The organism is Rathayibacter sp. CAU 1779 (assembly GCF_054551755.1).
Genome location: NZ_JBTOLK010000001.1, coordinates 1,853,536 through 1,867,933, shown reverse-complemented (window position 1 = coordinate 1,867,933; position 14,398 = coordinate 1,853,536). Strand labels below are relative to the sequence as shown.

Genomic DNA, 14,398 nt, shown 5'->3' with positions numbered 1-14,398 from the left:
GCATGCTCCGTCGCCGTGTTCCCGTGCTGCTGGCCGCGTTCGTCGCGGTCGCCGGGTTCGCGGTGACGCCGGGAACTGCCGCAAGCCTGCTGCTGGCGGCAGCACTCACCGCAGCCGTGGCGACCGCAGCAGTGCGGATGCTCGCGCGCACGACCGCGCGATCACGTCCCGTCCGCGTCGCCTCGGCTCGCGACGCCTGGCTTGACGCCACGGTGAAGGTATCCCCCACGCATACGGATGCCCGCGCCATGATGCGTCCGCGGCCTCCGTCGACGGCGTCCTGACGACGCCGCACCTCTGAGCCTTCGTCTCACGTCGGCGTCCTGCGCCGCTCACCGCACGCGCGGCATGCGCTCTGCGCGTCGTACCGCCCTTTCTTCCGAGACGTCAGGACTCACTTCATGGACCCCTTCTCCTTCCCGCCGTTCGCGGCGGCCCTGAGCGGAGCATCCGCTCTCATCGCCTCGATGGCCGACACGATCGCCGGCGCGGTGCCGGTCGGCGTCGCCGTGCTCGTCGCCATCGCGATCGCCACGCTCGCCGTGCGCGGGGCCCTCATTCCGGTCGGCCTCTCGTCCGCGCGTGCCCAGGTCGCTCGCGCCAGGCTCGCGCCGAGACTTCGCGAGCTGCAGAAACGGCATGCGAAGGACGGGCCGCTGCTCGCCCGCAAGACGCAGGAGCTCTACAAGGCGGAGGGCGTCTCGCCGTTCGCCGGAATGTTGCCGGCGCTGCTCCAAGTCCCGATCATCTCCGTCGTCTACGGCGTCTTCACCCGGGCCACCATCGCGGGGCAGGCGAACGCGCTGCTCGCGCACACCGTTCTCTCGACGCCGCTCGGGGCGTCCTTCGCCGGGCTCGCGGCGGCAGGAGCCGTCGGCCAGCTGCTGCTCCCGCTGGTGCTGCTCATCGTTATCGCGGCGGTCGCGGTCGCGTCTCGGCACTTCGCCGTCCGCACCGCACGGCTGATGGATCCAGGTGCTCCCGAACCGACGCGACTCGCGCGCGCCCTCAGCTGGCTGCCTTTGCTCAGCGTGGTCTTCGCCGCTCTGGCGCCCGTGGCGGCATCCGTGTACCTGGCCGTGTCGATGGCCTGGACGAGCGTCGAACGGACGCTCGCCACGCGCCGGTACCTCAGCGCATGAACGTCGCGCCCTCGAAGACGGAGACCCGCGCGATTCCGTCCACGCGCGCGTCCAGCACCGCAACACCGTATCGGCCGCCCTTCCATGTGACGAGCGCCGCCGGCTGGCCATTCGCCATGGCCGGATGCATCGCCCACTCGCCCGGTCGACCGACGGCCCCCTCGAAGACGGATGCACAGGCGTCCCGTCCGCGGAAGGAGTCGCCGGACGGGATCAGCTCGAGGGAGGCGTCTGCCCTCAGCACGGCGAGGAGCGGGCCGACCTCTCCGCTCTGGAACGCGGTGATGTAGACATCCAGGAGGCGACGTGCCACCGGATCGAGTGGTTCGACCACGTCGTCGGGTGTGCGCGTTTCGCTGCCGAGCCGCGCTCGCGCGCGCTGCAGGGAGCTCTTCACCGCGGCGACGGTGGTATCGAGCATCAGAGCGACGTCGGCTGCGGAGAAGTCCAGCACCTCGCGCAGCAGGAACACGGCACGCTGACGCGGACCGAGCAGCTGGAGCGCGGCGATGAACGCGAGCCTGAGGTCGTCGCCGGCGCCTGGCGCGGGCTGAACCCAGCGGGCGGATGCGTCGACGGCGCTCGGAACGTCGTCGTCCGGTCGCAGCTCCAACGGCAGCACACGACGCGATCGGGAGCGCAGGACGTCGAGGCAGACGTTGATCGCGATGCTGTGCAGCCACGTACGCACCGACGAGCGGTGGTCGAAGCGGTCCCATGCGCGCCATGCACGCAGCTGCGTCTCCTGGACCGCGTCCTCGGCGTCGTCCCATGAACCGAGCATGCGGTAGGCGTGGGCGACGAGTTCCTGCCTGAGCGACACGACAGCGTCGTCGAAGGTGCCGGTCGCGTCGCTGCTCCCCTGTGCGAGGTCACCCCGGTCCGGCGTCACACGTTCAGTATCGACCGCAACCATGTCGCTGCCTCTGCGATCGCGTCATCCGCGACCATGGTCCGTCCCGCCGTCATCTGGAAGGTGTGCAGCTGGCCGTCATACGCGTCCAGTCGTGTTTGTACTCCCGCCTCGCGCATCCGCTCGGCGAGCCTGGTGCTGTCATCCATCAGGGACTCCTCGGCACCGACCTGAAGGTAGGTCGGAGGAAAGCGGTGGAGATCCGTGAACAACGGGGCAGCGGCCGCGTCCCGCGGATCCCGGCCGGCCAGATAGTCCGCAGCCAGCGCACGGACCACGTCGCGCGTGAAGAACGGATCGGACCCGGTCGCGTAGGAGCCGCCCGTCGCCTCGAAATCCGTCCACGCGGAGAGGAGCAGGAGCCCCGCCGGCATCGGCAGACCCTCGTCGCGGGCGCGGGCTGCCAGACCGATGGCGAGCGTCGCTCCGCACGAGTCGCCGACGACGGCGATCCGTCGCAACCCGGGCCGTCGTGCGTGATCCCTGGAGCGTTGCCGGCCCACGCGCGACGGATGCTCGTGCCCGCGAGAGCGCCGTGCCTGCCCTGGGGAGCGCTGCGCGCCGGATGCGATCAGCTCGCGATAGGCCGCGAAGACCGTGTCCGCCTGCGAAGGGAACCTGTGCTCGGGGACGAGTCCGTACTCGACCGCGAAGATGGGAACGCCGCTCGCCACCGCCAGGTGGCCGAACATGCGCCGGTGGGTGCTCGCGGATCCGCTCACGAAACCGCCGCCGTGGATCGCGAGGATGACGGCATCCGAGCCGGTGCGAGACTCGACGCGGGACGAAGCCGGGCCGGCGGATGCGCCAGCGCGCCCGGGGCGCGGGCCGCGTGCAGAGGTCGCGGCCGGCGTCAACCGGAGGCCTGACGGATGCTCGGCCCGTTCGGCTGCCACGCCGACCGGCTCGGTGCCGAGTTCCTCCCACGACGTCGGTTCGCCGCGGGCCACAGCCTCCCAGTGGGCACGGTTGAGGCGCTCGGCGGAAAGATCCCGAGCCGTCGTCCGCGCCGTCGCGTCGGCCTCACCGGCGGCCGTCGTCGGAGCTGACCTTGCAGCTGCTGTCGTCGTCTTCACACAGGGATAGACGACGAACCGCAGCCGGAGGAATCGCGGACGCCGGAACGCCGCGCGACGGCGCGGATGCCGCGACAGACACGGATTCGAAAAAGTTCCTTGCCCACTAGTCCATTAGTCGACTAATGGACTAACATGATGATGTGTTCACCGGAGATGCTCCGATCTTCCAGCAGCTCGCCGACAAGATCGCCGACGACATCGTGGCAGGCGTGTACCCGGAGGACACCGCTGTCCCGTCGGCCACAGACTTCGCCACGTTCCATCAGATGAATCCTGCGACCGCCAGCAAAGGCGTCAACCTGCTCGTCGACCTCGGCGCGCTCTACAAGAAGCGGGGAATCGGCATGTTCGTGGCACCCGGCGCACTGGACCTTTTGCGCAAACTACGTCGCGATGAGTTCCGCACGCGATACATCCGCCCGTTGCTGGACGAGGCACGAATGCTGGAAATCGAACCACACGAGCTCCACTCGATGCTCGACGAAGAAGAAGGGGGTCGATCGTGACGAACGCCATCGAACTGCAGTCCGTCTCCCGTGCCTACGGCGGCGCGAAGGCTCTCGACGACGTCAGTCTCGCCGTGCCCGAGGGATCCATCCTCGGGCTGCTCGGCCGCAACGGAGCCGGCAAGACCACACTCATGTCGCTGGTCGCGGGCCAGGACAAGCCGTCGTCCGGCACGGTGTCCATCGACGGTCACCGGCCGTTCGAGAACGAGAGCGCACTGCGGGGGACCATCTTCGTGCGCGACAACCAGCGATACCCCGACCGCTACCGCCTCCACCACGTGCTGCGCATCGCTCCGGCCTTCGCCCCGAACTGGAGCGCGGAGGTCGCCGCCGAGATCGTCGACGGGCTGCGCATTCCGGAGAAAACGCCGATCAAGAAGTTCTCCCGAGGTCAGCTCTCCGCCGTGGCCATCGTGCTGGGCATCGCATCGCGTTCGCCGATCACGCTGCTCGACGAGCCCTACCTCGGCCTCGATGTCACGGCGCGATGGTTCTTCCACGACATCCTGCTGCGCGACTACACGAAGCATCCGCGCACGATCATCCTCTCCACACACCTCATCGACGAGTCGGAGGCGCTGTTCGACCGGGTGGTCATCCTCGACCGCGGCCGCGTCTGCATCGACGCGGCGAGCGAGGCGGTGCCGGAACTGGCATTCATGCTCAGCGGGCCATCGGATGCCGTCGACCGGCTCGCCGCACCGCTCGACGTGCTCAGCAGCCATGCCGTTCCCGGGCTGAAGTCCGTGACGGTGCGAGGCGGCGCCGACGCCGGCCTGCTCAGCGAGGCCAGAGCCGCGAGCGTGCAGGTCTCGCGCACGTCACTGCAGGATCTCGTCGCGGCGTTCGGTGCGGATGCCCCGACGCCCGCCGTCGCAACAGCTCCCTCCGAGAAGGGCACACGCCGATGAACACCGTCGTCTCAGCCGTCAGGCTGCATCTCAACCAGCGTCGGGGAACGTTCCTGACCCCGCTCTTCATCGCCGGGATCGTCGCCGTCGTCTCGGTGCTGATCTCGCTCATCTTCTGGCGCGCCGGCAGCCAGCCCGGCTCGCACGCCTGGGTTCTCTCGAGCCAGAGCAATCCGGGCATCGTGTACGCCCTCGGCGGGTTCCTCGTGTACTTCGGGGTGGCGTCCGTGGCGATGACGTATCCCTTCGCCCTCACCCTCGGATGCACGAGGCGTGCCTTCGTTCTCGGAACGCTGGCCTGGGAGGCCATCGTCTCCGCCTATGTCGCCGTCCTCTTCCTCGTTCTGAACGGGCTGGAACTCGCCACCGATCACTGGTTCGTCGGCTTCTACGTCTTCGACATCTACGTGCTGGGCGCCGGGGATCCCTGGCGGCTTCTCGCCACCGTCTTCCTCGGAACTCTCGTGTTCTTGGCCGTCGGCGGCGTGTTCGCCGCTTCGTGGGTGCGCTTCGGCGGCCGCGGACCTCAGCTGCTTGCCGTCGGCCTTCTCGTCGCCCTCGGCATCACGCTGATCCTCATCGTTCCCGACCTCGGCACGATCTTCGCGGGATTCCAGCTGTGGTGGCTCGCGGTCGCTGCAGGCGTCGTCATCGTGCTCGCCTTCGCCGGCACCTGGCTGTTCCTGCGCACGGCCGTGGTGCGGTAGGGATCCCCCGAACGAGAAGCCCAGCCGGCGGCGAGGCCCTGAATCGGACACCCGCCGCCGCTCGGGCTGTGTGTTCCGGCTGCATTCCGTTGCGACACGCCGCGGATCGCACACGACGCGCCGCAAGGCGACACGAAGTGCCGCAGGAGCGCACATGCGCCACAGCACTGTGCCCGGTACGGAGGTCGTTCGGACCTTCCCTACCGGGCACCACGCTCAGACGGAGCCGGCGTCAGCTGTTCGCCTTTGCGTTCGACTCGTACGACGTGTTGATCGACTCGAAGAAGTTGACCAGCTCGAGCGTGTCGTTGGCGGCGGCCATCCACTTCGCCGGGTTCGTCACGTTGTACTCGGTGCCGAATCCGAGTTCTTCGAGCCGACGGTCGGCGAGGTACTTGACGTACTGGTTGATGTAGTTGGCGTTCAGGCCGAGGATGCCGCCGGGAAGCAGGTCGTTGTTGTACTGCTCCTCCATCTCCACGGCATCCAGGATCATCTGCTTGATCTCCGCGGCGAACTCCGGCGTCTGCAGGTCGGGGTTCTCCTCCAGCACAGTGAGGATGAGGTTCATGCCGAACTTGAGGTGCAGCGACTCGTCGCGCACGATCCAGTCGATGAGGGATCCGAAGTTGCGCAGCAGGTTCCGCTGCCGGAACGACAGCGCCACCATGAAGCCCGAGTAGAACCAGATGCCCTCGAGGATGATGTTGTACGCCACGAGGTTGCGGATGAAGTCCTGCTTGCCCTCTGTGGTGGTGATGTCGAGCTTCTGCTCCAGCATGCGCCGGATGAACTTGACCTCGAACTCCTCCTTGCGCGCCATCGACGGGATCTCGACGTGCGCGCCGTACGCCTCCTCGCGGTCGATCGGGAACGTCTCGAGGACGTACTCGAACGACATGGAGTGGTTGGCCTCCTCCCACATCTGCTTCGCGAGGTAGAGGTGGGCCTCCGCCGCGTTGAGGTAGGGGTAGACGCCGAACGCCAGCGCCTTGTTCACGAGCAGCTCGTTCGGGTTGAAGTAGCTGACCAGGAACGTCACGGCATGACGCTCCTCATCGGTCATCTTCTTGAAGTCGGCGATGTCCTCGCCGAGCTGGACCTCGTTCGGGAACCACGTGTTGGCCACTGCCTGGTCGTACAGGTCCATCGCCCACTGGTACTTCACCGGCTTGAGCAGCAGGCCCTCTTCGATTCCGGTACCCAGAATGCCCATTTCGTCTCTCGTTCTTCGTCTCGTTTGTCGGGATACCGCTGGTCGAGCTTGTCGAAACCAGCAAGGCCATCGGTTTCGACCCTTCGACAGGCTCAGGGCAGGCCAAGCTCAACCAGCGGTGACGCGGATGCTGTTACTGGCAGGACTCGCACTGGAAGGCGTCCATGGGATCCTCCGGCACGAAGTACTCGCCGACAAGCTGGTCGTTCTGCGTTCCGTTGTTCATTTGTCTCCTCCGGTCGTGAGTCCTCCGAAACCGAACCCGCGACGCGCGGGAGCGGGGGTGGATGCCTGAGAAGCGGCATCCGATGATCCTGCGCCGACGCCGGCGGGCACCGCACCGAAGCCCTTGCGAGCTCCGCCGATCTCCTCGGCCTTGTTGACGCGCACAGTGGTCTGCTCCGCCTGGTGGCGGGGCTTCATGTGCAGGTAGTACGTGGTCTTGACGCCGCGCTCCCAGGCCGCCGAGTAGATGTCGATCATGTCGCCGAGGTCACGGGTCTCGAGGTAGATGTTGCGGCTGATCGACTGGTCGATCCACTTCTGCGCACGCGCAGCGACCTCGAGGAACGCGTACGGCGACAGCTGGAAGCTTGTCTTGTAGACGCGCTTGATGTCGTCGGGGATGTCAGCGATGCCCTGGATGTCGCCCTGGCTGCGCAGCACCTGCTCGCGCACCTTCTCCCACAGGCCGTGCTGCTGCAGTGCGTTCACCAGGTTGCGGTTCACCTCGAGGAACTTGCCGTTCGAGGTGGAGCGGCTGAAGATCTGCGAGAACTGCGGGTCGAATCCGGGAGTCGTGCCTGCCACGAGACCGATGGATGCCGTCGGCGCCACGGCCATCAACGTCGCGTTGCGCATGCCGCCGGCGACACGCTTGCGCAGCGAGTCCCAGTCGAGCCGTGTCTTGCGGTTGACCTTGATCTCGACGCCGCGGTCCTGCTCGGTGATGGCGAGCGTGTCGAACGGCACCAGTCCCTGCGACCACCGGGATCCGGCGAAGTTCGGGTACGACCCGCGCTCCGCGGCGAGGTCGATGGATTCCTCGATCGCGTAGTACGAGATGCGCTCCGATACCTCGTCGATGAGGTCGTACGCCTCTTCGGACTCGTAGCTGAGGCCGAGCCGCTCCACGACATCCGTGAAGCCCATGATGCCCAGGCCCACCGCACGGTTGTTGATGTTCGCGTGATCGGCCTCTGGCACAGACGACATCGTGATGTCGATCAGGTTGTCCAGCTGGCGGACCGCCAGGCGCGCGCTGCGCTCGATCGTCGCCCAGTTGAACGTGCCGTCGTCCTGCAGGTGACGCGACAGGTTGATCGACGCCAGGTTGCAGACGGCGATGTTGTCGATGTCCTGAGGCAGGCAGATCTCGGTGCACAGGTTGGAGAGGTGGATGGTGCCCGTGTTGTTGTTCAGGGCACGGTTGTTGATCGTGTCCTTCCACGTCAGCCACGGGTGCGCCGTGGTCTGCAGGCTCATCAGGATGTCCTTGAACTGCTGGCGCGCCGGCATCCGCTTGAACATGCGCAGCCGACCCGCCTCCGCCTCTGCGGCGTAGAACGCGTAGCGCTCCGAGAACGCCTTGCCGTACAGCTCGTTGAGGTCGGACACCTCGAGCGGATCGAAGAGGTACCAGGGCTCGTCGTTCTGCACGCGCTTCATGAACTCATCGCTGATCCACACGGCCGTGTTCGCGGTGCGGGTGCGGCGGTACGGGTCGCCGGAGTTCTGTCGCAGGTCGAGGAAGTCGGGGAAGTCGAGGTGCCAGTTCTCCATGTAGAACGCGAGGGCGCCGAACTTCTTGCCGCCACGGCTGACCGCGCGCAGCACGGAGTCGATGGTGTGCATGAACGGGATCGGTCCGGTCGACACCGTGTTGTTGGAGCGGATCGGCGATCCCTGCGAGCGCAGCTTGGTGACCGAGAGCCCGATGCCGCCTGTGCCCTTGGTGATCCACATCACGTCGCGCACGGACTTCGCGATGTGCTCGATGTCGTCGTGCATCTCCATCACGAAGCAGTTGGAGAGCTGCGGGGTCTTGGTTCCCGCGTTGACGAGGGTGGATCCCGCCGCCAGATAGTCGAGGCGCGACATGGTCTCGTAGAACTCGATCGCGATGCCGGTCGGATCCGTCTCGTTGAGGGACAGTCCCATGGCGATGCGCATCCAGAAGTACTGCGGCACCTCGAGCGGGTCGCCGTTGCGGGCCTTGATGCCGTACCGGTTGTTCAGCGTGACGAGTCCGATGTACTTGAGCAGGCCGTCGTTGGCCGGCTCGAGCTCGGCTGCAAGACGGTCGAGGTCGAAAAGATCGGTGAAGCGCGGGTCGAGGAGGTCCTCGGTGACACCGCGCTCGATGTACGAACGGAATCCGTCGCGGTGGAGGCGCTTGAGCTCCTCGTCGTCCTCGTAGTCGCCGAGCACGCGCTTGTAGATGGTCTTGAGCAGCAGTCGGGCGGCAACGGTGTCGAACGCCGGGTCGTCCTTGACGTTCTGCAGCGCGACCTGGATGACGGCCTCGTCGAGCTGCTGCGTCGTGATCCCGTCGAACAGGGTCAGCTCCAGCTCGCTCGCGATCTGCGTGACCCAGGTGATGTTCTCGTCGAGACCCTCCGACGCCTTCTCGATCGCCAGGTTGATCTTGTTCGCGTCGTACGGCTCCCGCTCGCCGTTGCGCTTCACGACCGTGATTGTCACTTCGCCTCTTCCTTACTTCTCGCTCGTGGCGCCCGCCTGAGAAGGCGTCGCCGATCGCCCCACATCTCTGCGGGGTCGCCAAGACACCGATCCCTGTCGGTGAATCGGATGCCTCATCTCCCCCTTGTCACCGAGCCGGCAGTTCTCACCCGGCGGTGTGCACCGGGTGAGCCCGTTCGGCTCGCTGCGCCGTGCGTCGTCGTCCCTCATCGTGCGGCAGACCTCCGACACCCGTTCCCCCGGTGGTGCCCGACCATCTCCTGGTCAGATTTCCCTGATCAGAGCGCTGGTCGAGGCCGTCATCGGAGCTTCGGACATCGTGCCTGCCGGCTCTGGGAGGCCCCCAACGGAACCGGCGTGTGACCACTATATAGCGGGGTCCCCGCGCTCGGCCAACCCCAGATGTTGTGGGCGTGTCGTCCACAGAATGTGGAAAACTTCGCCGAGTTATCCCCATATTCCACAGCCTCGGGTGTATGCGTGCCGGTGCGCCCCGCTGCATGGATGCCGCACTGTAGACACCTAGAATCGAACGTCAGGCCACGCCGCTCCCTCCCTCGACGGCGGACGTCGTGACCGGACGGGAGCAAGGAGACAACGGGCGAGTGAGCGCGTACAGCGATCTGTTGAGGACGCCCGGGGTGGCGCGGATCATCGCGGCCCAGCTGCTGGCACGTTTCCCGAACGGCATGCTCTCGCTTGCGATGCTCACGCACATTGAGCAGGTGCACCACACGTACGGCGCCGCGGGGCTCGTGCTCGCCGGCGCGAGCATCGGGCAGGCCATAGCAGGTCCCCTGACCAGCCGACTGATGGGCAGAGTCGGCATGCGCATCGTGCTCACGATCACGACGCTGGTGTGCTCGGCAGGGATCGTCCTCATCGCGCTCGTCGTCATGCCCATCCCCGTGACCATCGTGGTCGCGGCGATCGCGGGTCTCTCCACGCCGCCCGTCGTGCCCGCCGTGCGGACGATCTACCCCAAGCTCGTGAATTCTCGGCTGCTCGCCCCGTTGTTCTCACTGGACGCCTCGGCGCAAGAACTCATCTGGATCGCCGGACCCGTCGTCATCACCTTCATCGCTACGCAGATCTCCACGACGATCGGCCTGCTGTTCTGCGCCGCCGTCATGCTGGGCGGTGGGGCGTGGTTCATCTCCCTTCCCGAGCTCGGCAGGGTGCGGATTCCGCGGAGCAAGCGCCGGATCGGTGCCACGCTGAAGCGGCCGACAGTGCTCCTGGCCACCGTCGTGGGGTTCCTCCTCGTCGGTGCCTGCGCGGCGATCGAGGCCGGCACCATTGCGAACTTCAGCGGGCACGGACCGGAGGCGGGCATCGTGCTCGGCATCTGGTCGGCGGCTTCACTGATCGGTGGCTTCTCGTTCGGCTCCCGTCCGATCGGCCCGTGGGCGCTCGGCATCCGCATGCTCGTCGTCTTCGCCGGCATCGCTCTCGCGTCGCTGTGGGTGTCGAACGTGTGGTGGCTGACCGCGATGCTCGTCATCAGCGGTCTGGGCATCGCGCCCGCCCTCGCGGTCACCTCCACCATCGTCTCGACGAGCGTCCGATTCTCGGACACGGCGGAGGCCTTCGGATGGGTTGGCACAGGGCAGCTGATCGGTGCCGCGCTCGGCAGCGCCATCGCCGGGTTCCTCATCGACAGCCACGGCCCCGTCGGGGCGTTCTGGGCGGCGGCCGTGTTCGCCCTGCTGGGGGCGCTCGTTCCTCTGCTGGGCAAACGATGGCATCCGGACCTTCGCGGACGCGAGATCAGCCCGATCCCCGACACGGAACCTGTCCCGACGCAGCCCAGCTGACGCCCGCGAAGACTACGCGAGCGGCACCCTGGGCACCGCGTCGTGATGGAACCCGGTGGACGCGGAGCTCGGTATGTGCACTCCCTCGGGGACCTTGAGGAGCGAATCCAACGACCGACGGATGTCCGCCAGCAGCAGGTCCGCCATGTCGACGCTCATCCCGTGCCGCACCACCACGCGCTGCACGGCACGCGAGTCCTGGTCGGCAGGAAGCGTGTAGGCGGGGACGAGCCAGCCACGCGCCCGCAATTCGGTCGCGAGGTCGAAGAGGATGGCGTCATCCCCGTCCGCGCTCCGCCACGTGACGCACGGGATGCCGCGAGACGGATCACCGTCGAACACGAGCTCAAAGCGGCCGAGGTCGCGCACCCCGTCGGCGATGCGCTGGGCGACCGTGTACGCGGCGTCCTGCACCTTCGTGTAGCCGACGCGCCCCAGCCGGAGGAACAGATAGTACGAGGTGATCACCTGGCCGCCCGGTCGCGAGAAGTTCAGCGTGAACGTCGGCATGTCGCCGCCCAGGTAGTTGACGTCGAAGATGAGTTCATCGGGCAGATCGGCGGGCTCCCGCCAGATCGCCCACCCGCTGCCCAGGGGTGCCATGCCCGTCTTGTGCCCCGACGCGTTGATCGACTTCACACGAGGCAGGCGGAAGTCCCACTCAAGATCCGATGCGCAGAACGGTGCGACGAATCCGCCGGATGCCGCGTCCACGTGCAGAGGGACGTCCAGACCCGTGCGCTGCTGCAGATCGTCGAGCGCGGCGGAGATGCCGGCAACATCCTCGAACAGTCCGGTGAACGTCTGGCCGAACGTCGCAACGACGGCGATCGTGTTCTCGTCGCAGTGCGCGACGGCATCCTCAGGCGTGAGCAGGAATCCGGACGGCATGGGAACCTGCCGCAGCTCGACATCGAAATACCGCGCGAACTTCTCCCAGCACACCTGCACGGATCCGCAGACCAGATTCGGCTTCGAATCGTCGAGGCCTGCTGCCTTCCGCTTCGCACGCCAGCGCCACTTCGCGGCCAGTCCCGCCAGCATGGCCGCCTCGCTGGATCCGGTCGTCGACGTGCCGACCGCGTGCGACGGATCCGGAGCGTGGAAGAGATCGGCGACGAGCGCGACGCTTCGCCGCTCGATCTCCGCGGTCTGCGGGTACTCGTCCTTGTCGATGATGTTCTTCGCGACCGAGTCCGCCATCAGCTGGGCGGCCTCGGGCTCGAGCCAGGTGGTACAGAACGTCGCGAGGTTCATCCGGGCCACGCCATCGAGCAGCAGCTCATCCCTCACCAGCTGGTACACCTCGCGCGCCGGGCGTTCATCGGTGGGAAAAGCGTCCTTCGGCGCCGGAGTGCGCATCGCCGCCGTGGCGAAGATGTCGTCGGATTCGTCGTCCATGATGCCCCCAGACCGCCGGCACAGCCGGCACACGATCAGTGTGCCGCACGAGACGGGCCGACCCCAGTGATGCGGAGTTCCGATGCTCTCAGGCTGGCGGGACCGGCATCCGTTGCGCGTCGAACTCGCCTCTGCGGAGTACCACCACGCTCGGTGCCGTCGTGCTCGGTGCTGTCCTGCTCGGTGCTGTTCTGCTCGGTGCCGCCGTGCTCAGTGCTGCCGCGCGGCACGCAGCGGAGCCAGCGCATGGTCCAGCGCGACGAGCTCGTCGAACTGGGCTGCGAGCATCCGCTCCTGGTGTTCGTTCGGCTCGAACCGGCTCTCGTCGTCGATCTGGCGCGCCGCCCAGGGGATCTCCACGTTGGCCGTCGTCGGCACCAGCCCGACCGCCACCTCTGGCACACGCAACGCGGTCACGCCGCGCGTGCCGCCCGAGATGCCGCCGTAGCTCACGGTGCCGAGCGGTTTGCGCCACCACTCCTGAGACAGGTGGTCGAGCGCGTTCTTGAGCGCCGGCGAGTAGCTGTAGTTGTACTCCGGCTGCACGAAGACGAACGCGGCAGCGGCATCCACGCGATCGCTCCAATCGATCGTGGACTGCTGCGTGTACTGACGGAGCCGCGGATGGTTGGGCTCGGTCATCAACGGCAGCGCGATCTCCTTGAGGTCGGCCCAGTCCAGTTCGAATCGTCCGTCGCCCGCCGCCTCGTCCCGCACCCACTCGGCGATCGGAAGTCCGATGCGCCCCTCGCGCACGCTTCCAACCACGATCATCAGCTTCGTCATCCCGACGCCCTCCTGCTCATCGCCTGCCGACGCAGCGGCCGATCGTCACCACTTGCAGTGCACGCTCGCGCGAATGTACTCGTCGTAGATGTCGCGCACGGCCGCCTCGAACTCCTCGCCGAGCGGCGGAACGGATCCGGCGGCCGCGTTGGACCTGGCCTGATCCACGTTGCGCGCACCGGGGATCACCGAGCTCACGCCGTCCTGCTGCGCCACCCAGGCGATGGCCGCCTTCGCCGGCGTCAGACGGTCGGCGCACTCCTCTCCGAGGTGCGCGCGGACGGATGCCACGGCATCCGCGAACCGCTGCGCCGCCTCGACCCCGGTCTCGAAGTCGACGCCGGAGAACGTCTCGCCCTGGTCGAACGCCTCGCCGTGCCGGTTGAACGTGCGGTGATCCTGCGGCGCGAACGTCGTGTCCTTCGTGTACCGACCGCTGAGGAGGCCGCTCGCCAGCGGCACGCGCGCCACGATTCCGACCCCGGCTTCCCGCGCAGCGGGCAGAACCCTCTCCAGCGGCTTGAGGCGGAACGCGTTCAGGATGATCTGCACGGTGGCCACGCCCGGACGTGCGATCGCCGTGAGCGCCTCGTCGCATCGTTCGACGCTCACGCCGTAGTTCGCGATCGCCTGCTCGGAGACGAGCGTGTCCAACGCGTCGAACACCTCGTCGCTGGAGTACACGGGCGTCGGCGGGCAGTGCAGCTGCACGAGGTCGAGCGTGTCGGTACGCAGGTTGGCGCGGGAGCGATCGATCCACTGCCTGAAGTTCGCCAGCGTGTAGTTCTCCGGAACCTGATCGACCCGGCGACCCATCTTCGTGGCCACGGTGATGCCGGCATCAGGGTGAGCGCCCAGGAAGCGGCCGATGATGGTCTCGCTGCGTCCGTCCCCGTAGACGTCCGCTGTGTCGAAGAACGTGACGCCGGCCTCTGCGGATGCCTCGAGCACGTCGAGCGCGTCGCTCTCGCTCACGTTCCCCCAGTCGGCGCCGAGCTGCCAGGTGCCCAGTCCGATCACGGAGACGGTTCGGCCGGTGCGGCCAAGGGTTCGGGTGGGCAGGATGCGCTGTTGCATGCGCCCCACGATAGCGGCGCGGCCCCTGCGGGCCTTGCTCCGCTGCCGCCGGTTGAGCGCGTCGGGACGAGCCCACCTGGTCGAGTGGACGGTGGGGAGGAGCGACGGGCACTCTCGGGAGGAGCGACGGGCACTCT

General features: G+C 67.2%; 14 protein-coding genes. 6 read left to right on the top strand and 8 right to left on the bottom strand.

Annotation, left to right across the window (positions count from 1 at the left end):
• The first annotated feature begins 2 nt into the window (after nt 1–2).
• Both ACX9R5_RS08595 and ACX9R5_RS08590 read left to right on the top strand, forming a co-directional pair.
• Nucleotides 3–284, top strand: a complete 282-nt coding sequence (locus ACX9R5_RS08595) for a hypothetical protein (protein ID WP_459408564.1) — start codon at nt 3–5, stop codon at nt 282–284.
• Between the two features lie 117 nt (nt 285–401).
• Nucleotides 402–1,142: a YidC/Oxa1 family membrane protein insertase gene (locus ACX9R5_RS08590; protein WP_459408563.1), complete on the top strand. Its 741-nt coding sequence runs from the start codon at nt 402–404 to the stop codon at nt 1,140–1,142.
• On the opposite strand, the gene ACX9R5_RS08585 is transcribed toward ACX9R5_RS08590, so the two are convergent.
• Together ACX9R5_RS08585 and ACX9R5_RS08580 are read right to left on the bottom strand one after the other, a co-directional pair.
• Nucleotides 1,132–2,034, bottom strand: coding sequence for an RNA polymerase subunit sigma-70 (locus ACX9R5_RS08585; RefSeq protein WP_459408562.1), 903 nt, complete (start codon nt 2,032–2,034; stop codon nt 1,132–1,134). The genes ACX9R5_RS08590 and ACX9R5_RS08585 overlap by 11 nt on opposite strands.
• The gene (locus ACX9R5_RS08580) at nt 2,031–3,131 is read right to left on the bottom strand and encodes an alpha/beta hydrolase (protein ID WP_459408561.1); all 1,101 of its coding nucleotides are present in this window, start codon (nt 3,129–3,131) and stop codon (nt 2,031–2,033) included. Before ACX9R5_RS08580 ends, ACX9R5_RS08585 begins: the two co-directional genes overlap by 4 nt.
• A 143-nt stretch (nt 3,132–3,274) precedes the next feature.
• Here ACX9R5_RS08580 and ACX9R5_RS08575 point away from each other — a divergent pair, with 143 nt between their 5' ends.
• The 3 genes from ACX9R5_RS08575 to ACX9R5_RS08565 are packed head-to-tail and all read left to right on the top strand — an operon-like array spanning nt 3,275 to nt 5,261.
• Nucleotides 3,275–3,640: a GntR family transcriptional regulator gene (locus ACX9R5_RS08575; protein WP_459408560.1), complete on the top strand. Its 366-nt coding sequence runs from the start codon at nt 3,275–3,277 to the stop codon at nt 3,638–3,640.
• Entirely contained in the window at nt 3,637–4,554 is a 918-nt protein-coding gene (locus tag ACX9R5_RS08570; protein ID WP_459408559.1) for an ABC transporter ATP-binding protein, read from the top strand. Before ACX9R5_RS08575 ends, ACX9R5_RS08570 begins: the two co-directional genes overlap by 4 nt.
• Nucleotides 4,551–5,261, top strand: coding sequence for a hypothetical protein (locus ACX9R5_RS08565; RefSeq protein ID WP_459408558.1), 711 nt, complete (start codon nt 4,551–4,553; stop codon nt 5,259–5,261). Before ACX9R5_RS08570 ends, ACX9R5_RS08565 begins: the two co-directional genes overlap by 4 nt.
• A 232-nt stretch (nt 5,262–5,493) precedes the next feature.
• On the opposite strand, the gene ACX9R5_RS08560 is transcribed toward ACX9R5_RS08565, so the two are convergent.
• From ACX9R5_RS08560 to ACX9R5_RS08550, 3 genes are all read right to left on the bottom strand, one after another.
• Nucleotides 5,494–6,477, bottom strand: coding sequence for a ribonucleotide-diphosphate reductase subunit beta (locus ACX9R5_RS08560; RefSeq protein ID WP_459408557.1), 984 nt, complete (start codon nt 6,475–6,477; stop codon nt 5,494–5,496).
• 133 nt (nt 6,478–6,610) lie between these two features.
• Nucleotides 6,611–6,703: a ribonucleotide-diphosphate reductase subunit beta gene (locus ACX9R5_RS08555; RefSeq protein ID WP_459408556.1), complete on the bottom strand. Its 93-nt coding sequence runs from the start codon at nt 6,701–6,703 to the stop codon at nt 6,611–6,613.
• Nucleotides 6,700–9,180 carry a ribonucleoside-diphosphate reductase subunit alpha gene (locus tag ACX9R5_RS08550; protein WP_459408555.1) on the bottom strand — a complete coding sequence of 827 codons (2,481 nt, stop codon included), beginning with the start codon at nt 9,178–9,180 and terminating at the stop codon, nt 6,700–6,702. The genes ACX9R5_RS08555 and ACX9R5_RS08550 overlap by 4 nt, the downstream gene beginning before the upstream one ends.
• A gap of 605 nt (nt 9,181–9,785) precedes the next feature.
• Here ACX9R5_RS08550 and ACX9R5_RS08545 point away from each other — a divergent pair.
• On the top strand, nt 9,786–10,997 hold the full coding sequence (locus ACX9R5_RS08545; protein ID WP_459408554.1) for an MFS transporter: 1,212 nt from the start codon (nt 9,786–9,788) through the stop codon (nt 10,995–10,997).
• A 12-nt stretch (nt 10,998–11,009) separates the two neighbouring features.
• Here ACX9R5_RS08545 and ACX9R5_RS08540 read toward each other — a convergent pair whose 3' ends face one another.
• From ACX9R5_RS08540 to ACX9R5_RS08530, 3 genes are all read right to left on the bottom strand, one after another.
• Nucleotides 11,010–12,398, bottom strand: coding sequence for a glutamate decarboxylase (locus tag ACX9R5_RS08540; protein ID WP_459408553.1), 1,389 nt, complete (start codon nt 12,396–12,398; stop codon nt 11,010–11,012).
• Between the two features lie 210 nt (nt 12,399–12,608).
• The gene (locus ACX9R5_RS08535; RefSeq protein ID WP_459408552.1) at nt 12,609–13,184 is read right to left on the bottom strand and encodes an NADPH-dependent FMN reductase; all 576 of its coding nucleotides are present in this window, start codon (nt 13,182–13,184) and stop codon (nt 12,609–12,611) included.
• A gap of 45 nt (nt 13,185–13,229) precedes the next feature.
• Nucleotides 13,230–14,246 carry an aldo/keto reductase gene (locus tag ACX9R5_RS08530; protein WP_459409053.1) on the bottom strand — a complete coding sequence of 339 codons (1,017 nt, stop codon included), beginning with the start codon at nt 14,244–14,246 and terminating at the stop codon, nt 13,230–13,232.
• Nucleotides 14,247–14,398 lie beyond the last annotated feature (152 nt).

Coding starts and splice junctions, on each gene's coding strand:
- ACX9R5_RS08595 (WP_459408564.1), top strand. CDS start 3: ATGCTCCGTCGCCGTGTTCCCGTGCTGCTGGCCGCGTTCGTCGCGGTC.
- ACX9R5_RS08590 (WP_459408563.1), top strand. CDS start 402: ATGGACCCCTTCTCCTTCCCGCCGTTCGCGGCGGCCCTGAGCGGAGCA.
- ACX9R5_RS08565 (WP_459408558.1), top strand. CDS start 4,551: ATGAACACCGTCGTCTCAGCCGTCAGGCTGCATCTCAACCAGCGTCGG.
- ACX9R5_RS08560 (WP_459408557.1), bottom strand. CDS start 6,477: ATGGGCATTCTGGGTACCGGAATCGAAGAGGGCCTGCTGCTCAAGCCG.
- ACX9R5_RS08555 (WP_459408556.1), bottom strand. CDS start 6,703: ATGAACAACGGAACGCAGAACGACCAGCTTGTCGGCGAGTACTTCGTG.
- ACX9R5_RS08540 (WP_459408553.1), bottom strand. CDS start 12,398: ATGGACGACGAATCCGACGACATCTTCGCCACGGCGGCGATGCGCACT.
- ACX9R5_RS08535 (WP_459408552.1), bottom strand. CDS start 13,184: ATGACGAAGCTGATGATCGTGGTTGGAAGCGTGCGCGAGGGGCGCATC.